The sequence below is a fragment of the Ignavibacteriota bacterium genome, assembly GCA_016212665.1.
Taxonomy (GTDB): domain Bacteria; phylum Bacteroidota; class Ignavibacteria; order UBA10030; family SZUA-254; genus FW602-bin19.
Genome location: JACREZ010000024.1, coordinates 104,276 through 124,318 on the forward strand (window position 1 = coordinate 104,276; position 20,043 = coordinate 124,318).

Below are 20,043 nucleotides of genomic sequence, written 5' to 3' on the forward strand. Positions count from 1 at the left end.
GCAATCGGAGTTAAGAGATGAAATTTTCAACAACGTTCTTCCCTATTTCCCTCGCGCAGGTCAATCCTGGCGATTCAATTCCGATAAGATTCACTAATCCCGGAAACCCTCGCTTGCTTTCTTCTGAAATGATGAAATCCTTCGCTCCATCCCCCGGCTTCTGCACTTTCGGTCGAACACCGATTTGGTCGGGAGATAAATCTTCTAATTCTAAAGCAGGAAAATATCGTTTCACAGATTGATAAAAACGTTCTTTTTTTGATTCATCGAACTTGTACCAATCTTCCTCAGGCGTCGAGAAACAGTATTCCTGGTCGGGACCTAATTTGATTTGTCCCCCTTTATCAAGAGTTATGTGCGTGCCAAGTCCGACATGATTTTTCAGAGGCACGGGATAAATCAAACGGGAAACTAGTTTACTTTTTGATGAAGCAACACGGAAATAATGTCCACGATTCGGATACAAACGATATCCTGCTTCGTCTATATTCACTCCGAACCGTTCCGCAACTTTATCGGCTACAAGTCCGGCAGAGTTGATGACAAACTTCGCTCTCAATTCAAGATGTTCTCCGCTTCGTTCTTTCAACAGGAGTTTGTATCCGTCTGACTTCTCAATCACAGAAAGAAATTCAACCCCAAAAATTATTTCCGCACCGTTTGATTTTGCTTCTACCATATACGCCTTCATCAACTCGTGAGAATCCACAATTCCTGTTGAAGGAACCAGCAATGCTGAAACACATTGGATATTCGGTTCAAGTTTTCTTGCTTGCGTTGCAGTAAGAAATTGGATTTCAGGGACACCGTTTGTCTCGCCCTGCTTCTTTAATCGTTCAAGTTCCGGTTCTTCATCAGCCGTAACCGCAACGATTAATTTTCCGCATCGGTTGTACCATACGGTATTCCGTTCGCAGTACGAGTAAAGATTTTTGTTGGAAGGAACACAGAAAGTTGCCTTGAGAGAATTCGTAGCATAGTAAATTCCTGAATGAATGACCTCACTGTTTCGACTGCTCGTCTCCTGCCCGAACGATTCGTGTCGCTCGATGAGTAATGTCGAAAATCCTTTCGCTGATGCTTCTGCCGCGCATGCAAGCCCGACGACCCCACCACCGATAATTACCACCGAAAAATCAATCATGCAAAGAAGGAAAAAAAGTAATGGAGAGTAAATCCGAAATTGGCAATTCGAAATCCGAAATGAAATAAGAAGTGGGCCCTGCAGGACTTGAACCTGCGACCCATTGATTATGAGTCAATTGCTCTGACCAACTGAGCTAAGGGCCCAAAAAACTTTGTTTTTTATTCAAAACCGAACAAATATAGGGCATTCTGAGGTAATTACCAAACAGGAATTTCGATTTGACAGCAACCATATTTTTGCTATATTGAAAGCGTCATTGGCTTCCCTCATTCCCTCCCTCAAAAGTTCTCTGCGAACATATTGAACTGCGATTTGGTGGAATGTTGTGTTCTTTCAGTTGTATGCTACAACATACATAATTGAAAAAAGTCAATACCACCTGTGCTGGTATTTTATAGGTGAATAGTTTACTAAATCTTCATCCCCAACTAAGTTGAAAGACATCTTTATGTCGCGTTCAAAATTTTCACAACGTCATTGCGGTTATTGTAATAAAACCACACGCATGGAAATGATGGGCGAAATGACAACGACACCGGGTAAATCATGGGTTCGTTGCACTCGTTGCCACCACATGACACTTATTACTCCTATTGACCCAAAAGCAGATGACGCCAATCTTGATGCATCGAAAGCAACTCCGTACAATCCTGAACAGACGTTCAGAATCGGGGAAGCAATATTCCATACAGAATGGAACGACGTGGGAAAAGTACTGAGCAAAGTACGAACCTCCAGCGGAAGTCAAGCGATAGTCGTCTCGTTTGAAAAAGAAGGACAAAAAACACTGGTGGAAAATTTACGGTAGCATTTTTATTTATATGTCTGAGAATAAAATAGGCCTTGAAAAAGAATTTGAATATTACCTTGCACATCAGAGTGAATTTGTCACAAAATATGCGGGTAAATATCTTGTATTTAAGAACCAACAGATAATCGGTATTTATGAAAATGAATTAGATGCTTACGTTGAAACTTCGAAAGTCCATGAAGTTGGCACGTTTCTAATTCAGCAATGTCTGCCCGGGATTGAAAATTATACCCAGACATTTCATTCAAGAGCTATTTTTCGTTAGAGCATTTGAACAATAAAATAGGCTTTCATGCTTTTACTATAAAAGCAAATGGATTACTTAGGGAAATTGTAACAGACATCGGGGTTTCGGTTCCTTTCCTCGAAAAAGAAGTCAGTCCTTCTGATAACAGAATTTTTAGAACGAAAGCATTATGGGATACCGGTGCAACTAATTGTGCTGTAACAGAAGAAACGGCAAGAATATTAAACCTGCACCCTATTTCGGTTGCAAGAATTTCCCACGCTAATGGGATAAGCAATAATGTCAATGTGTATCTAGTAAATGTCTATCTTCCCAATAATTTGATTATTCCAGGGGTAAGAGTTAGTGAATGTAAAGAAACTGCTGGGAAATTTGGGATAATAATCGGAATGGATATTATCTCACATGGAGATTTTGCTATAACAAACGTGAACAACCTGACTACCGTTTCTTTCAGAATCCCTTCTGTACAAACGATTGATTACGTTGCAGAATCTACAATAATGAATAATAATTTTGCTAGATCATTGAACATCGGTAGAAATAAAACTTGTTATTGCGGAAGCGGTAAAAAGTATAAACATTGTCATGGTAAAAACACTTAGAAATTTTATGCAACATCTATTAGTATACTCGAGAGGAGGTGAAGTTAGTGGTCGGCATTACCATTCAAGAGAATGAAAACGTTGATCGCGCAATCCGGCGCTTTAAGAAAAAATACGAGCGTTCAGGTGTGTTGAAGGAAGTAAAACGACGTTCGTACTTTACGAAGCCTTCTGTCGAGAAGCGGATGAAAAAAATCAAAGCCGTACGCCGGGCATATCGCCAGCGGATGGAAGAGCAAATGTAAAGTTACAAGTTTGCTTAACAAAAAAGGGTCAGTTTTATTGACCCTTTTTTTATTTATTACTGACACTTCATTAATTCGTATTGCATGTCTTACTTGTTATTAGACAAAATCAATTCTATTACCTGATTCCCAATCTTTGACAATACAAAAATCTTCTTATTATACCTTTGGAGCAAACCGGAAACATTTTTTGCAATAGTCGTCATTTTCGCATTCTTATTGATTTCAATAATTGAGTTATTTGAAGAAATGAAGATATTCCCGTTCTCATCTACACATAATCCTTCTATGAGAAAATCGGTTTTTGATACCAAAATTGAGTTGTGTTTGCTCTTCATCAGGAAAAGCCGCTCACCGGCAGAGAAAAGAATTTTATCATTACCGTACAATGTGAGAGATTTTATGGGATTGTCAGAAACAAAAAATACAGATACATTTCGTTTGGATACTTTATATATTTTCCACTTTAAAGAAGTTGATTTGCCCCAAACCCAATATTGATTTTTTCCTGCATTTCGCAATCCATAAGACCCAACTGGTAATTTAGCAATAGTATCAAAAGCAGTGTTGGAATGATTCCCCATCAAAGTGCTTAAAACGTATGAAAACGTGCTGTCGTTTTGAATAATGGTAAGAATACTATCGTTTGAAACCTCCATAGCGATAATAGGAAATTCCTGTGGTTTGATAAACCATGAGTTCCACCCACAAATGAATATACCTCCATCTATTGGGACAAAAATTAGTCCGGGTTTTGCAACCGTAAAATCAAAAGGCTTACTTTGTGTTTCGGGTAATGTATAGTTTAGTGAAGTAAATCGTGCGTCAATTAATACTGAATCATCAATGTTGTTTGTAAGACTGTACACCTGATTAGAACAAATGAAAACTAACAAAATCATAATGATATCCGAAATAACGAAACAGAATTTACTCATGAGGTTGTTCCAATAACTTCTTGTTTACAAAAACACCCCTTTGACAAATCATACCTAATGTGATCATTCTCTTAAATCGCTCTTCAGATTCTGACCATACATCTGTGGAGTTACTTCCATCTATTACTGGTACGAAAAAGCATATCAACGGGCCAAAACTCTTTCACTCCTGTAGTATTAGCTGCTGATTTCATTTTCTTCAAAACATCTTCAGTGGTGGAAATAACATTATCATACTTCTGTTTGATATTTTTAATTGGTCTTGGCAGTAGTATTTCATCTGTACCTTCCTCCTTTCGTCGGAGAACTTCCTCATACTCATCTACAGTTTGACCGTTAAGCCGATTTACAGCGCCCTGAACAGTTGCGCCAACATTTTCAACCTTTTCTCGAATCTCTTTATCGTGAGTCCCTGTTGTTGCAATCGCACGGGTTCCCTTATAGTAATCATGTCCCTCTTGACCTTTGAAAGTACTATTGAAATCGCTTAATGTTCTTTGTGTAATAATAATTGGCTTCAATGCATCGTTGGTCTTTTCTATCTTTTCTGTTGTTTGTTGATATAAACGTGGATTAGATTTTTTAAGAGCCCAATCTCCGGCCGAGTATGCAATATCTTCCAGTTCTTTCGCTTTGTTATCGGAAATTTCAAATTTGGCTGAGGAACTATTTGAGCTTTCATCCTCATCACTTACATCTTTACTTTTTATATCACTTCTAGTCTCGGCGATTCTATCTTGACCAATGCTTGACTCAATAATTGCCGGGTTTTGTTGACTGCCTCTATCTTCCCCGATGTTGTCATTTTGATTTTCAGAAATATTCGCTAACTCCTCAGAATCCTCATCTCCGCCAAACTCAATTTCCTTAGGAATTTCTTGCCCAAGGATGGTTGTATATTCTTTATTGTTGAAAAAAGATTCAACCATCTGTCCCAAATCATTTTGAAATTTGGCAATCAATTCTTTATCTGAAATGGGTGCGTGACGAGGGCTGGTATATTGATTAGCGTTACGAGGAAATAAACTAATTGACCCGTCATCATTAACTATCGCATCGGTTTCAGGCATCAAACGGCGGATACTATCCAATCGTAAATCCATTTCATGTAATTTTCTATCTACTGATGCATAAACTTCCTTCTCTAGTTTTTCTTGTTCTTCTAAATCAGAGATAAAGTCTTTCATGTATCCATCTTGGTCAGAAAGAAATCGAGTCATCATAGCGTCGCGTTCTTTTACATTAAGTCTTACCTTTTCCTCTATTGAAGAACCATTTTGAAGGATATTAAATTTTTCCTCGAATTCTTCTGCATGTTCATTAAAATTATCTTTTGAACGATTTGCAAGAGACTGTAAACCCTCAGAAAGTTTATTCAAAGATTCTGCATTATTATTAGTGGAAGTAGGTGACGTTGATATATTTTGTTGATTTGATTGAGACGATGATGATTTTCCTGTTGCAATGCATGGATTTCCCGTACATGAATTATACTTGTTTATCCCCCATTGTTGCGCCTTGACTGCTTGCCGATAAGGATCTCCAAGAGAACCGGGAAACTGATTTGCATTTTTCTGGTTTTCTTGCATTGCAACTCTCATTTTTTCTGCAGCCATTTTACAATATGAGCATTGTGAAACGGCAATTTCATAAATCAATCCATTCATAATCATTATCAATACAACGATCCTGATTATCGGAAAAAGTGATAAGTTCTGGTAAAGACCTCTTTCACTGGATATCATGTTATTCCTCACAATCCTTGTCAACAATAGATCATTGATTTACTTTTCTTCTCTCAGTTACTTCAACTTTAGCACATTCTTTATTTATTGCTCGAACAAGCCCCATCATCGCTGTTTCAGAGTAATCAAATTTGTTAAGAACAATGTCTAACTCAGAATTCTTTTCAGCAAAAGAATGAATTATGTTTAAATAATTATTTTTTTTTGCACTGTCTGTGATAGCTAAAAACGCGATGATTTCTTTTGACACAAAAAATAAGTCGGATTCATTGGATATAACTTCACTTTCTACCACGGAGCTAATCTCTTTCGTGTTAATTGTATTCAACTTCTCCACCATCTCATTTAATTTCATTCGAGATTCTTTTTCTTGCTCATTTGCCTCACTAGTGGTCTTAAAAGTTGAAACTAATTGTTCGGCTGCTGCCTTAGAATCACCGGTAACCAAAGCATTTTTTAATTGTGCATCGGATGCATACACAGAGGAAAGAACATTGAGCATATTCAGTAAACCTTGTTTGTTTTTTTCATCCTCAGCATTTTCGATACTAATCTGAACGCTTTTGAATTTAGCCATTTCCTGAACAAATTTTATACTATCGGAATATGATTGAGGGTCATGTAAATAAACATTTATCAAATCAGAACATAACAATAATAAAGCACGATATCGATGTTGTTTTTTTCCTTCTGCAACTTCTCCAAGCCCTTGATAACAATAATATCTAATCCTTTCTCGTTCAGTTCTACTTGCATTCGTTGTACCAACAAGTTTCAATCCGGCCCAAAATGCCCGAGCAGCTCCACCAATGTCATTAACCTTTAAAAAATCCCAACCTAAAAAAACATAATTCCATGCAGCCTCAGGTCTCTTTGTTTTGGGAAAGAAAAATGTTGATAACCCTTCATAGTTCCCAAGATAGTTAGGGTATGATTGATCCTTTGAATTGGAATTACGGAAATTATCTTCAAATTTATTAATTCTACTTTTAGGATTAATTCTCCCTTTATCTTCGATACTGGGATTATTAAAAAGTGTACTAAGTCTTTGTGTAGCGCAACCTTGTATGAATAAGAAAAGAAAAGTTAGTAGGGTAAATTTTTTGAGATTTGACATAGAAATAACCAATACTTGTTTCTAATTGATGTTTTTGTTTGTAGATTAAAAATGGATGTCTGTAATATAACCTATCCCAAATTTTATATATTCAAGGGATACATCTTCCGGAAGTGAATAGTATAACTTCATATTCGGGTTATTTGTATGCCACTCTGTAATAGAAAATTCATCAGACCAATAGACATTATCATACGATATAAACGTTCTGAATCTACCGAAGGTAATTCCTGCATTGAAGTTAAAACCGTAAATGAAATGCATATCGTCTGATGAAGAGACTGAAAAATAAAATTGCTGTGATTGATCTCTATATGACATATTGTGATCAATCAACCCGCCTAGGCCTAATTGCCCTTGTCCTCCCAAGTAAATATATGACGAATTTGAAAGTGGAATACTATAATTCATACCAAGTAAGATCGTACTAGAAAAATACGAGCCTTTTTTCTTGTATAATTTATATTGCGTACTGAAACTATTAGTATATTCTTTTTCTCCAACTTCTGCATAGAGAAGTTGTACAGTATTTTCAACATTAATATTTCTAAGAAACGGGATGTGCATATTCAGTTGTGCAAAATAGGCGGGTGCCAAAACTCCTCCTACACCATACTCGCTACTTGAAGTTGCAATACCGATATTTAGAGAATTAGAAAACGGAATTCTCGTTCGCTTCATTTCAATATTTGGTAGTACAATTACTAGCTTTTCTTGTGGAGAGATGTTACCTGCATCTATTAGAGTAGTTAAATAATTTTTGAACTCATCAAGACTCGGCCTGAGTACATTAGCTCTAAAATCGAGAGGATAGGTTTCATTCGTAGTTCCACTCCACGAAATACTCAACTGTTGTATTTTCTTTCCATCTTTCCAAAGAAAATAATCAGCATGTAGACGATATGAAGACATACTCATCGAACCATCTAATTCACCAGTAACAGTATATTGGGCTTCGTTAGGATGATCAACATAGCGCAAGGATAATTTTTTACTATTGACTACAATAGGATGGGATTCAAAATAATCAAACACAATAAAAGATTCAGTTGTTTGATCAATTGTATTTACAATCGCGCCTATTCCAAGGGAAGGGCTTTTCATTTCGTTGGCATTTTCCTCGGTCAACATTTCCTTATTAAAATCATCAACCACTTGGTTTTGATTTGTGTTTTGTGAATACACTAATCCACCGCCGAACAAAAGAAGAAACATTGAACATAAAAATAACTGATACATGTTATACCTATAAAGAACATAAAATATTGATAAAATTATATGGTGAGCGAATAAATGTTTTATTACATATTATCACACTAACCCTTGCGCGTGATTATAGTACTTTTTTTAATGATTACAAATAATATTGTCCATCAAAATCAATTATTTTTTATCCAAGATATCGCCAGCGGATGGAAGAGCAGATGTAAGTTACAAGTTTGCTTAACAAAAAAGGGTCAGTTTTTCTGACCCTTTTGTATTTTTGTCCCAAGTGAATCGGGCACGACGTTCAACGTTATGCTTCAATTTTATTACTTTTCTTCCACTTCCAAACTCCAAAGCTAACCAATGCTATTGAAACAACCCACGCTCCCATTGTTATCGAGAATCCTGTTTCGTATAGCGGCGGGTTGAATTTCATTTCTATTTTATGATTGCCTGCCGGAACAATTATCGACCGAAGAACAAAATTTGTTTTGAAGATTTCCGTCTCTTGTCCATCAATGTACGCCTTCCACCCTGCGGGATAATAAACTTCACTGAACACCAGCAACGAAGTTTGTGTTGAATAGGTCGAGTACGAAATTTCCCGTGATTTATAATCATCAATTGATACAAACGAAGAATCCGATTTCACGGGATTGACGGAGGGCGACTTTTCCAACACGGCAATCTTCTTCGGGTCAAATGAACCGGAACGAAGCACATTGAATATTTCAGGTTTAGTAGTTGCAACGGTCACTTCATCAACAAACCACGCACGCGGTAAGAAGTTTTTATTTTGATACGTCAATAAACTTTTCGATTGGTCGAAATTCACAACGGTAAGATTTGTATCCGGCGGCAACTGACCCGGCACAACAAAATATTTCGTGTTCAACATGTTCAACACGCCCATGTTGAGAGGAAAACGGAACGGATGCAAACCAATTGAGTCTATCATTTCCTGATAGATTTTTATTTTTGCAGGACTATACCCGCCAACTAATTGTAATCCATGATACATGTAGGTGTTATCCATGAAGTTCCCTATTTGATAAACCCGGAATTGACTCTTATCCTGTTGCAAAAATTGCACGGTCGCATCCGGTGCAAAATGCTGACCGAGCGCAGTGTTCGGTTTCGGATTGATGTAATTCGTGTCTAACATTATCAGGTCTATTGCTAAGATGACGAGAAAGCCAAGTGTCATCGCAAGCGATTTGATTTTATTTTTCAAAAACGCAATCATCAAACCGAACGTTGCACAAGCAATCAATGCAAACTTGATGTAATCATCCCACAATAAATCGAATCTGCCACGTTCTAACTGCGGAAGAATCTGTTGCGCTTGCGCGCCGTATTGTTGTTGCAACTCCCTCATATCTTCCGCACGCTTGAACATAAAATCAGACAGGAAACTATAAACACCGTCTTTTGCAACAAATCCGACAACCAGCGCGGCAAAAATGACAACTACTCCAACGCGTAACGCCTTGAACAATTGTGTTCTTTTCTTCTCAAAATCTTTTCCCTGCATTTCAATCAACGCGTTGTAACCGTACAATGCAAGGATTCCGAACGTGAACGGAATGAGATGAAGAATCATCACCGGCACACGGAACTTGTTAAAGAACGGAAAGTAATTGAACATCAAATCATACAACAATGAAAAATGTTTACCGAACGAAATGAGGAACATAACACCGGACAAAACTGCAAGAAAAATCGTCATACGATTTCTTTTATACATCAATGCAAACAAAGCCAGCACAAGGGGAACAATACCGATATAAACAGTGCTATCGGTAAACGGCATCCAGCCCCAATAGTACGGAGACTGATAACCGAAAAATGAGGGGAGAAGATAATTCATCATCTCGAATGGATGGAACGACCAATTGGTCGCATAGTCGTAATCCAAGCCTCCCGCAACAGCGCCTTCTCCACCGCCACCTCCGCGTATCGAATAGGCTGAATATTCCTGAACCGAAAGATAGACATACGCGGAAATTGCAAATCCAAGGACGAACGCTCCGACAAACATCAATGTTTTTATCATTGCCGGTTTTGGCTGTTGTTTGATTTCTGAAACTACTTCCCAAAGGAGATAACTTCCGATGACAACAAATCCATAAAACACCATCTGCACGTGATTGGTGAGAAGACTCGTTCCAATCGCGATTGCAAGCAAACCCAAACTCAATACATCTCTTCGCTTAAATAAATTATGTGTGAGCAAAAAAAGTAACGGGATGTAACTCAGAGCGAATAACTTAGAACCTTGTCCTGCCTGCGCGAGCCCGATGAGATACGGATTGAGCATAAAGGTCAACGCACCGAGCAACGATGGCAACTGTCCCGACGGACCGGGAAACAACGCCCGCCCGGCAAAATACATGAACACACCTGCAAGGAAAAAGTGAAGCACCATCCATCCCCATGTTGCGTTGAGAAACAATACCTTGCCGAGCCAGTGAAGCGCGAGTTGCAAGTAATTCACATCGCGGGGAATATATGCTAAACTTCCGAAGCCCGGCATTCCTCCGAACGGATTGGGAATCCAAAGCGGCTCGACGTTCTCAGTCTCGACAATTTGTCGTCCGGCTTGAGACCACGCCTCCGCCGCAACGGTATCGCCTGAATCGGCAAACATCATATCATTGAAGACAATTTTGTTGAACATCACTAAAAGAATCACATATAAGATTCCGATAAATAGTAGGTCGCGCTTCGCCTCCGAAAGATTTCCGAAGAGCGTTTGTGATGATTGTTTTTTTATTGTTGATTGAGGTTGAGCCATAATTTCTTGATTGTAAATCTTTTAATATTAGTTTGACAGTATCTTGCCATAAATTTTCTCAAGTCGTTCGATTACAACTTCCCACGAGTAATGTTGAACGATATTTTCGTACGCATTTCTCGCAAGCGTTTCTGCTCGTTGCGGGTCATCAAACAAATTGCAAATATGCGATGCAATTTTCACGGGAGTTTCACCAAGTATAACACTTTCAGACGAAATTCCATCAATCCCTTCCGCACCGATTTTTGTTGTCACGACAGGAATTCCATGCGCCATCGCTTCAAGAATTTTGATTTTCACACCACCGCCGTACCGAAGCGGCGCTACAAATACACTACACGAATGAAGATACTGCCTGATATCTTCAACAAAACCGAGCGCCTTAATTCCTGAATTCTTCTCAGATGCGTTCACAACATCTTGCGGAGGATTCTTGCCGATAATGGTACACACTACATCGGGAAATTTCCTGTTCACGAGAGGAAAGATTTCATGAACAAGCCAACGAACCGCATCAACATTGGGTTGGTGAGAGAAGGAGCCAATGAAGAGTATGGTGTGGGGAATTCTTTTTTGTGTTAATTCAACAGGAATATCTACTCCCCGACGAAAATAACTGATGTTATTGTTTTTTGAAAGCCATTGCAACAATAATCTGTCTTGCTCTGTAATCGTCAAGATATGATGACATTGCTGTATCAATCGTAATTCAAACTTCTTCCATCTGCACCACTCAACGTACGCGAAGAATTTTTTGAAAGGTTGTTTTTGTTTTTTATACAAGCGATACGCCGGGCGGTATGTTACATCTAATTCATCCAACACAACTCTCCCAGAACGAACAAACTGTTGATATTGCCCCATGTGTGTAAACTCAAACTGCACGACATCAAACTGTTTTTCAGAAGTAACTTTTTCGATGAGTTGTCCCATTCTTGGATGATAATACTTACTGACAACATACGGTTGCCAAAAAATCACGCTCCGAAATAGTTGGTACAACCGAATGAGAATAAGATAAAAAGTAAAATATATACTCTCCTGTGCGCCTTTTCCTCGAGGGACGGTGAACAACTCAACCGGTAATTTCGATTTCAGTTCTTCGGTAAACTGTTGTTCCTGTTTATCACAAAAAGAAATAATTGTTACCTGATGCCGTTTCGTCAATTGCCTGATAGTTTGATACAATAGGACGCCGCTTCCGTGCCCGGAGAATTGATGAGGAAGTGATGATGTAATGAAGAGAATGTTCATTTCCCTGTGAATTCTTTGTTTTATTTTAAGAATTTATCACTCTAAAATGAATAACTATATTTTACCTTTAAAATAGTCAAGTGTTTTTTTCAGCCCCTCACTCCGTAAAATTTTGGGATTCCACTTTAGTAACATTTGTGCTTTCGAGATGTCGGGTTGACGTATTTTAGGATCGTCTTCTGGCAATTCTCGAAAAACAATTTTGCTGCTACTCTTCGATAATGCAATTACTTCATTTGCGAGTTGAAGTATTGGAATCTCGTCGGGATTACCAATATTAATAGGGGTTGTAATATCAGATTGCAACAATCGAAATATTCCCTCTACTAAATCGTCAACGTAACATACACTTCGAGTCTGACTTCCATCACCAAACACCGTGACATCTTCGTTTTTTAGCGCTTGAGAAATGAAGGCAGGAATTGCTCTTCCATCGCTAATTCGCATCCTGGGTCCGTATGTATTGAAAATTCGGACTATCCGTGTAACTACATTATGATAACGATGATAGGCCATTGTCATTGCTTCAGCAAATCGTTTTGCTTCATCATACACTCCGCGTAACCCAATTGGATTTACATTCCCCCAATATAATTCATGTTGTGGGTGAATCAGGGGATCGCCATATACTTCGGATGTTGAAGCAAGCAAGAAAGTAGCATCTTTTGTTTTCGCCAGACCAAGAGCATTATGTGTTCCAAGAGAGCCAACTTTTAAAGTTTGAATAGGTAATTTAAGGTAATCAATCGGGCTAGCTGGTGAAGCGAAATGAAGAATATTATGTATGGGACCGTCAATAAAAATATAATTTGTGATATCGTGTTTAATAAATCGAAACTTCTTCTTTCCAAGTAGATGTGCGATGTTCGATTCACTTCCAGTGATAAGATTATCTATACAAATTACCTCATGACCTTCATATAATAATCTATCGCAAAGATGTGAACCGAGGAAACCGGCTCCTCCCGTTATTAAGCTTATATTTTGTCCTTGTTTCATGAATGTTTGATTATGGTTATAGTTATAAAAGATGAATGAATCGAATCATAAATGTTCAGTTTGGTTATTTTGTATTTCGATTTCAGTTTTTTAAAATCTTTTTGTCAATTCAATATATTTATTAAGCAGACTCACGGTATTTTGAAGAAGAGTTTACAGTCCCCAAAATCGAACGATAAATATTTCTGACCTTTTCTGATTGTTGGCCATGGTCAAATTCCTCTAATGCCCGTTTGCGACCTTTTATGCCCATGTTTATTTTATCATTTTCACTCATAGACAAAAGTTGTATTATCGCTTTTTCAATTGCAGATTCGTCACCGGGAGTAACAAGTAAACCTGTTTCACCATTTAATACTATTTCATTATTTCCGTTTATATTAGTTGCAATAACCGGTAGTTGCATTACCATTGCTTCTACAATTGTAAGGGGTAAACCTTCGTATAAACTGGTTAGAATAAATGCGTCGGCACTTCTTAGCAATTCAGCAATATCATTTCTATGCCCTAAAAATAAAATTGTTTCTTGTAGTTCATATTTAACAACAAGGCTTTTTAATTTTACTTCTAATTCTCCCGCCCCGACACACAGAACTATCACTTTTTGAAAATAATCCGGGCTTCTCTCTTTAAGTAAACGGAGACCTTCAATTAAAAATATTTGCCCCTTTTGTTCATCTAATCTTGCAACATTTAACAAGAGTGTCTTCCCTTCTAAATTTATCACAAGCTCCTTTTCAAGCGATTTCCTTTTTTCTTCTTTAGTGACTTTTGTGGAAACAAAAGGATAGGAATTTATTCCGTTATGGATGGCAATAATTTTTTCAGAAGGCAAATTGAAATAACGTACAAAGTCTTTTTTTGCCGATTCTGAAACTGTTATTATATAGTCGCTTGAATTCAGATAGAGTCTTTGCCGAAATCTTTTCAGACTCAACGTATTCGTGATGTAATGAGATGGAGGTAATTGTATTGTTTGAATAGATGGTTTTGAAAGTAAAGAACATAAGATTGATGGAACTGCACATCTCCCCAAAGAGGGTTTATAGAAATGAAAAATAGAATTTTCATTGTTAATAAAACTATATAATTTTTTTATATACCCAATATTTTTTAATGCTTTCAACCCGAGATATTCAGTTTCAAAAAAGAAGAGTTTAATGATGTATTTTTCTTCCAATAATTTATTGAGTTTAGTTTGCAACAAACTAAAATTTATTTCCCTCTGAGAAGACGAGTGTATAACAACAGTAATTTCAAATTCCTTTGACGCTACATTTTCAATAAGTTGCAGGAGATGATTCTCACACCCTCCATAACCATTTGTTTCAATATAAAAACAAATTCGAATCACTAACTTTTATTTCTAACGAAAATTACTTGGTAAAAACAGCAAGAACATTTAAGAAATATTTTTTAGATAAAGAGTTACCTAAAAGGTATCCACCCAGTACTGCAAGGATGTTAATAGGTGTTCGCATTAATTTATCCCAATATTTATGGAGTACTGTCTTCCGCCGTCTATTCATTCGGTTCCACATACTACACCAAACAGTCGCCAAAACTTCCAATTCATTACCCGACGTCTTTATTTCAAAAACATGGAATTTATTTTCTTTGGCACAAAGTGTAATTTGATACGGTGTTAACCTCTGATAATCATATGGTTCTTCATGCAATGGATAAGCAAATGGAGTAGTGATAATCAATTTTCCCGAGGGGCGTAAAATACGTGACAATTCAGAAAAGGCTTTATAAGTATCAGAAACATGTTCAAGCACTTCTGTACAGAATATGATGTCAAAGGAATTTTCTGGAAGCGGAATATCAGTAATCGAAGCCAACACCTGAACTGAATCTGTTGAGTTTTGAGAAACATCTACTCCTATATACGTTGCACCTTTTTTTTCGATCATATTTCTTAATGGCTGTTCTCCACATCCGATATCGCATACCACCATTCCACTCTTAACATATTCTTCAATAGTAAAAAAAAGATATCGCTGCAAATGCTTAAGAACGAAATAATCAGGACAATCTATCCGGTAATTGTATTCCTTTCTTCTGATGTTCTTTCTAATCGTCGTAGTATTCATCCTTCATTTTTTATTGCTGTTTTAATACCAATTCTTCCTGTATAATCTATTCTGTTAAGCAAAAGACTAATACCATTTTTCTCCCTATATTCATCAACAGCTTTTTTACAACCTTCCCAATGACCATAATCATCAATTATTAGAACTCCATTGATTTCGAGACGAGGAAACAAAAATGTTAGTTCATGTTTTGTTGATTCATACCAATCAGTATCTAAACGTAGCAGGGCAATATTTTCTTCGGGCATGATATGGGGAATGGTCTCTTCTACTTTACCTTTCACATAAACAATATTTTCTGTCTTGAAGTTAGTTATTTGCATATTTTTCTTCACATCTTCTAAACTCGCGAAACACCAAACTGATGTTTCTTTATGGTCTTTATATTCTTCTAGAAGTGTCAAGGCTGTTTCACCATGTATATCAATATCCTCCATAGTAGGTTCCGTCATACCTTCAAAGGTATCATATAAATATATCTTTCTCTCTTTTATCTTTCTATTTTGTAGCATTTTTGCAATTAGCATACTACTTCCACCTCGCCAAACTCCACACTCCACAAAATCGCCCCTGATATTACTTAATAACACATAATTAACCGCACAATACAATGCATACATCCTTTCGATTGTAGTCATTGTAAAAGGTTTACAGAGTTGGTAAATCTCTAAAAACTCTTTTTCTTGCATATCAGCAGTTACAGGAGAATTGTCTGCGATGCTGTATTTATTGCCAATGTTATAAATTCTGTGTCCAATTTTCCTTATGATGTTAGAGATTGATTTATTCATTATTATTCAAATTATTCGTACAGCTCATTATTATACCGTTGACTGATTGAATCTCAGGTTAACTTTCAATTACAGATTGTTGGTGGCGTGTTGATTCAAAAAAATATTTTTATTAGGCTAATAATTGCCCATTTACAGTCATTTCAAAGTAAATAGGTAATCAATATTCTTGGGGTGGCAAATATACGATATCTTTCTAAAACAAAAAACCACGCCCCATGTAAATGAGGCGTGGAATTGATAACGCGATCCAACTTATTACTTCATGAAGATCATCTTCTTCGATTGAATAAAAGAGTTTGCGGGATTTTCCACACTGACAGCTGAGAGTTTATAAAGATAAATCCCGCTCGCTTGCGGAGTCAGCCATCGTACATTGTGATACCCTGCTTCTACTTCCTCCTCGATTAATGTCGTTACCGGTTTGCCGAGAATGTCATAAATAACTAACGTTACAAAACTTCGTTCCGGCACTGCATACGAAATGACAGTTGAAGGATTAAACGGATTCGGGTAATTCTGTTTGAGTGAGAACTCGGTCGGTAATTCTTCCTGAGTACCTGTACCCAAAACATACACTCCGTTAGAAATTGTCTTTTCCACACTTTCATTTCCATTGGAATCAACCGATGTAATAGCATAGAAATATCGTTCGTCCATCACCCCCGTAATATCCTCGTACGATGACGAAGAAGAAGAACCGAGTTTCACTGTTGTACTCGCATCAAACTCTCGTTTGGTGGAACGGTAAATCCTGTACTCGAATAAGTCGGGTTCTTCCACTTCACTCCAGTTAAGATACACACGGTTGAATACCGATATAGCAGTTAACGCTCTCGGTGCAACAGGATAGATATTGTCATGCGATGTACCGCTATCCGGCTGAGAAAAGAAAAATTCTCCTGTCATCGTATGTGCCGCGACGCGGAATGTTGACCAGTATTCTCCATATTCATTCGAGTTATACAGTGTCGGCGCAACAAAGGCATATTGTTCAAACCGAACGGCAGGTAAGGAGGTAACAAAATCCCATAATTCATTCTGTATGTTCGCGTACCGATGCTTTCCAACTTCACTAATACTCCCTTCACCGAGCGCTAAGGATGATTTGAGGAGCGGGTCGTTTACTTTTCTCCAAATGCTGTACTCATTCACCCGTAGAGATTCGGTTTGACTGTCGTACACGCTCGGATACCAACATATCCGCACCTGTCTTCCTTGGTCATTCGGGATATCGTTGATGGAAGTAATTTGGGGCGACTCTCCAATTTCATACGCATTTCCGGAGACGTAGAGAAGAACCGGCTCAAATGCCGAATCTGTTGGAGTAAATGTGAATACCGCTTCATCGGACCCGATATCAACCGGAGTATAGGTAACTGTAACAAGTTGTTCACCGCCCGGAGGCAAACTGAATGATGAAACATCAGTCGAAAATTCAGGATGAGAATTGTAAATATCATTGACTGTAATTGTATCTGTATTAGAAATATTTACTAACGTAACTTGTTCCGAAACAGAACTGCCGAGACGAAGAGGCGAAAAGACAATTGCCTGTTTTGATAATGTTATTCGTGCTAATCCGAACTCATTTGGATGGCGAGCCACTTTTGAAATTTTTACTTCATCCAAAATACCGGGCAGTTCCCGGACACCATACGAACCCGCCGCCCGTCCATCACGGTTTGTTCCGAGATAAAATTTATCTGTTGAAGTATAGTGAATCTTTTGAGGAAACACGGAACTATCGGTCATGATGCCGTCAACATATGTTTTCATCACTGTCATTGTATCAGGCCCCATAAAGACACGTTCATAACTTGCCGCTAAATGGTAATATCGGTGGGTTGATGTCAGTTGTGTTTTCTTTGAAAAATTTGAAATGGGAGAACCTGCACGGTAATCGAATCCATACGTTCCTCCAAGAAATACATCTGTCTGATACCCGCCTCCATACGGATACGGACCAAGGTTTGAAACAATCGTTGCATGGCGTTCATTATACCCTGGGTCAAACTGGAATGTGTCGAATAAAACCCATGCCTCAATGGTGAACGCTTGTTCCTGTCTGAGTGAGGGTGAATTCGGCAAGACGACGTACGAAGTTTTGCCATTAAAATGGAGCGCATTTCCTTTTCTTCCCAGCACCCACTCGGCGTTGTAGATTGTACCATCGTTCCCGTACAGAGAAGCATCGTGGAGAACTCTCCCTTCTCCCTCGTCAAATAGCCAATGTGCGACAACATTGGTATCAATACTTCCGGTGTACGATTTTCCGAGCAACTGTATTTTCGTTTCGGGAACACCTTCATTCTGTACTGTGACAGTCATTGTGCCGGCATCAACGCCCGCACGGATTGGTGAGTACATTACATCAATAGTTACCTCCTCATTCGGAAGTACAAAACCGGGATGATGAGTTACGCTGAACCGGTCATTCGAGAATGAAACTCCATCAATTACAAGCGTGTCTTCGTCCGATGTATTCGTCAGCATGAGATGTTTAGTGGAAGTTGAACCGACTTCGACAAAGCCGAAATCAAGAGAACCAGAGTATGTTGCCAGATAAGGAGAATAAAATTCATCGGGATGACGCGCAACTTTTGAGATTCGTATTTCATCAATTATTCCTAAGAAATCTCTCAACTTCCAACCACCAACAGCCTTACCTTCTATGTTTGTACCAATATAAAAATACGGAGTGTTCGAGTATTGTATCCTTTGCAAAAATCCAGCGCTATCTTTGAGTATTCCATTTAGATATGTTTTAACGATTGTTACAGAATCATTCAGAATTTTCGTTCTTTGATAAGTAACACCGACATGGTAGAAACTTCTTGCATTTGTTAATTGTACTCCACCAGAGAATTCTACTATTGGGTTCGTCGCTTTATACTCAAAACTCAAATTATGTAAATTATGATAAGTCACTTGGTACCCTCCACCATATGGATAAGCACCTTCATTACTTAGAATTACATATGCCTTGTCAGGGTATCTCGGATCATTAGGAAATCCCAATGTATCAAGAGAAATCCATGCTTCGATAGTAAATTCCTTTTCCTGTTTCAGAGAAGAAGAATTAGGAAGTTTCACATATGTTGACGTTGCATTAAAGTGCAACGCCGAGCCATATTTGCCTTCCACCCAGGCGGGGTTTACAATTTGTCCGTCGTTGTGGTACGGAGACGCATCGTAAAGAACATTGCCCGAACCCTCATCGAAATGCCAAAGCGCCACTGTGTTCGAGTCAACAGTAAATGGTGAACGCATTTGTGCATCCAAAGAAAAACTGGCGACAATAAATAAAACTGATAGAATTAAAACGTATTTCATTGTATTACCTCATAATTAAATATGTAAAAAATAGTTGTTAATATTTATTCACTGAAAAGAACACCCGAAGCAATTCTGATTGCTTGCTTCTCCCTGATTCACAATTCGATTTAAAACCAACTACAACGTTGTGCAATCAGATTAAATATACAGTTACGTGGTACAAGTTTAATAAATTTATCAATAATTGTCAAGCATATTTCAGAAATTATTTCAATAATATTCATTTTTCAGAACACACCTATTTTTCTTCTTCACTATAATAACTGGTCTCAAGGATGGATAATAACCTCATTGATGAGTATGCTTATTACTTTTTGAAATGTTGCCGAATACTGAAAGTGTCTTTACCTGTTGAGCGAAGAAGTCCCATAGAAATAACGCAAAGCGCTCAGAATCCTACATTCCGTTCTACTTTCAACAGTGTGAATTCTTCCCTCGCTAAACCGGGTTTACTGTATTCATTCGGAAACAAACTCACTATTGTATTTCCTGTTTCCTACATACTTTAAGAGCAATCTTCATTCATATCACAGCCTCACGTACATTATTCCTCATTTCTGCAATGAAATTCGACATTCCGTTCGGTTAACTCCGCATTCTGACTCCCTAATTCCGCATTCTGTCTGCCTAACTCCGCATTCTGATTCCCTAATTCCGCATTCCGGTCGGCTAACTCCGCATTCCGGTCGGCTAACTCCGCATTTCG

At 37.9% G+C, this 20,043-nt stretch carries 16 protein-coding genes and 1 tRNA gene; 4 read left to right on the forward strand and 13 right to left on the reverse strand.

What is annotated here, in order from left to right:
• Positions 1–10: 10 nt before the first annotated feature.
• Together HY960_08085 and HY960_08090 are read right to left on the reverse strand one after the other, a co-directional pair.
• Entirely contained in the window at positions 11–1,144 is a 1,134-nt protein-coding gene (locus tag HY960_08085) for an NAD(P)/FAD-dependent oxidoreductase (GenBank protein MBI5215698.1), read from the reverse strand.
• 72 nt (positions 1,145–1,216) lie between these two features.
• Positions 1,217–1,290 (reverse strand) — tRNA-Ile (locus tag HY960_08090).
• Between the two features lie 305 nt (positions 1,291–1,595).
• Between HY960_08090 and HY960_08095 the strand changes: the two genes are divergently transcribed.
• From HY960_08095 to rpsU, 4 genes are read left to right on the forward strand one after another with little or no spacing between them, the layout of a single operon-like run.
• A complete protein-coding gene (locus tag HY960_08095) occupies positions 1,596–1,955 on the forward strand; it encodes a hypothetical protein (GenBank protein ID MBI5215699.1) in 360 nt (119 codons plus the stop codon).
• Between the two features lie 13 nt (positions 1,956–1,968).
• Positions 1,969–2,223: a hypothetical protein gene (locus HY960_08100; protein ID MBI5215700.1), complete on the forward strand. Its 255-nt coding sequence runs from the start codon at positions 1,969–1,971 to the stop codon at positions 2,221–2,223.
• A gap of 5 nt (positions 2,224–2,228) precedes the next feature.
• Positions 2,229–2,810 carry an SEC-C domain-containing protein gene (locus HY960_08105; protein MBI5215701.1) on the forward strand — a complete coding sequence of 194 codons (582 nt, stop codon included), beginning with the start codon at positions 2,229–2,231 and terminating at the stop codon, positions 2,808–2,810.
• 47 nt (positions 2,811–2,857) lie between these two features.
• Positions 2,858–3,055, forward strand: a complete 198-nt coding sequence (gene rpsU, locus HY960_08110) for a 30S ribosomal protein S21 (protein MBI5215702.1) — start codon at positions 2,858–2,860, stop codon at positions 3,053–3,055.
• 89 nt (positions 3,056–3,144) lie between these two features.
• Here rpsU and HY960_08115 read toward each other — a convergent pair whose 3' ends face one another.
• From HY960_08115 to HY960_08165, 11 genes are all read right to left on the reverse strand, one after another.
• Complete coding sequence (locus HY960_08115) at positions 3,145–3,993, reverse strand: hypothetical protein (GenBank protein MBI5215703.1); 849 nt, start codon at positions 3,991–3,993, stop codon at positions 3,145–3,147.
• 110 nt (positions 3,994–4,103) lie between these two features.
• A complete protein-coding gene (locus tag HY960_08120) occupies positions 4,104–5,609 on the reverse strand; it encodes a hypothetical protein (protein ID MBI5215704.1) in 1,506 nt (501 codons plus the stop codon).
• 160 nt (positions 5,610–5,769) lie between these two features.
• Positions 5,770–6,855: a hypothetical protein gene (locus HY960_08125; GenBank protein MBI5215705.1), complete on the reverse strand. Its 1,086-nt coding sequence runs from the start codon at positions 6,853–6,855 to the stop codon at positions 5,770–5,772.
• A 45-nt stretch (positions 6,856–6,900) separates the two neighbouring features.
• Positions 6,901–8,094 carry a hypothetical protein gene (locus HY960_08130; protein ID MBI5215706.1) on the reverse strand — a complete coding sequence of 398 codons (1,194 nt, stop codon included), beginning with the start codon at positions 8,092–8,094 and terminating at the stop codon, positions 6,901–6,903.
• Positions 8,095–8,371: 277 nt separating this feature from the next.
• Positions 8,372–10,858 carry a YfhO family protein gene (locus HY960_08135; GenBank protein ID MBI5215707.1) on the reverse strand — a complete coding sequence of 829 codons (2,487 nt, stop codon included), beginning with the start codon at positions 10,856–10,858 and terminating at the stop codon, positions 8,372–8,374.
• A gap of 27 nt (positions 10,859–10,885) precedes the next feature.
• Positions 10,886–12,112: a glycosyltransferase gene (locus HY960_08140; protein ID MBI5215708.1), complete on the reverse strand. Its 1,227-nt coding sequence runs from the start codon at positions 12,110–12,112 to the stop codon at positions 10,886–10,888.
• A gap of 54 nt (positions 12,113–12,166) precedes the next feature.
• The gene (locus tag HY960_08145; protein ID MBI5215709.1) at positions 12,167–13,111 is read right to left on the reverse strand and encodes an SDR family oxidoreductase; all 945 of its coding nucleotides are present in this window, start codon (positions 13,109–13,111) and stop codon (positions 12,167–12,169) included.
• Between the two features lie 121 nt (positions 13,112–13,232).
• On the reverse strand, positions 13,233–14,465 hold the full coding sequence (locus tag HY960_08150) for a glycosyltransferase family 4 protein (GenBank protein ID MBI5215710.1): 1,233 nt from the start codon (positions 14,463–14,465) through the stop codon (positions 13,233–13,235).
• 22 nt (positions 14,466–14,487) lie between these two features.
• Positions 14,488–15,207, reverse strand: a complete 720-nt coding sequence (locus HY960_08155; GenBank protein ID MBI5215711.1) for a methyltransferase domain-containing protein — start codon at positions 15,205–15,207, stop codon at positions 14,488–14,490.
• Entirely contained in the window at positions 15,204–15,998 is a 795-nt protein-coding gene (locus tag HY960_08160) for a class I SAM-dependent methyltransferase (protein MBI5215712.1), read from the reverse strand. Before HY960_08160 ends, HY960_08155 begins: the two co-directional genes overlap by 4 nt.
• A gap of 258 nt (positions 15,999–16,256) precedes the next feature.
• Positions 16,257–19,334: a choice-of-anchor D domain-containing protein gene (locus tag HY960_08165; protein MBI5215713.1), complete on the reverse strand. Its 3,078-nt coding sequence runs from the start codon at positions 19,332–19,334 to the stop codon at positions 16,257–16,259.
• Positions 19,335–20,043 lie beyond the last annotated feature (709 nt).

Excerpts from the sequence above, each read along its gene's own strand:
- HY960_08085 (MBI5215698.1), bottom strand. The coding sequence starts at position 1,144 with ATGATTGATTTTTCGGTGGTAATTATCGGTGGTGGGGTCGTCGGGCTT.
- HY960_08095 (MBI5215699.1), top strand. The coding sequence starts at position 1,596 with ATGTCGCGTTCAAAATTTTCACAACGTCATTGCGGTTATTGTAATAAA.
- HY960_08100 (MBI5215700.1), top strand. The coding sequence starts at position 1,969 with ATGTCTGAGAATAAAATAGGCCTTGAAAAAGAATTTGAATATTACCTT.
- HY960_08115 (MBI5215703.1), bottom strand. The coding sequence starts at position 3,993 with ATGAGTAAATTCTGTTTCGTTATTTCGGATATCATTATGATTTTGTTA.
- HY960_08120 (MBI5215704.1), bottom strand. The coding sequence starts at position 5,609 with ATGGCTGCAGAAAAAATGAGAGTTGCAATGCAAGAAAACCAGAAAAAT.
- HY960_08125 (MBI5215705.1), bottom strand. The coding sequence starts at position 6,855 with ATGTCAAATCTCAAAAAATTTACCCTACTAACTTTTCTTTTCTTATTC.
- HY960_08130 (MBI5215706.1), bottom strand. The coding sequence starts at position 8,094 with ATGTATCAGTTATTTTTATGTTCAATGTTTCTTCTTTTGTTCGGCGGT.
- HY960_08135 (MBI5215707.1), bottom strand. The coding sequence starts at position 10,858 with ATGGCTCAACCTCAATCAACAATAAAAAAACAATCATCACAAACGCTC.
- HY960_08140 (MBI5215708.1), bottom strand. The coding sequence starts at position 12,112 with ATGAACATTCTCTTCATTACATCATCACTTCCTCATCAATTCTCCGGG.
- HY960_08145 (MBI5215709.1), bottom strand. The coding sequence starts at position 13,111 with ATGAAACAAGGACAAAATATAAGCTTAATAACGGGAGGAGCCGGTTTC.
- HY960_08155 (MBI5215711.1), bottom strand. The coding sequence starts at position 15,207 with ATGAATACTACGACGATTAGAAAGAACATCAGAAGAAAGGAATACAAT.
- HY960_08160 (MBI5215712.1), bottom strand. The coding sequence starts at position 15,998 with ATGAATAAATCAATCTCTAACATCATAAGGAAAATTGGACACAGAATT.
- HY960_08165 (MBI5215713.1), bottom strand. The coding sequence starts at position 19,334 with ATGAAATACGTTTTAATTCTATCAGTTTTATTTATTGTCGCCAGTTTT.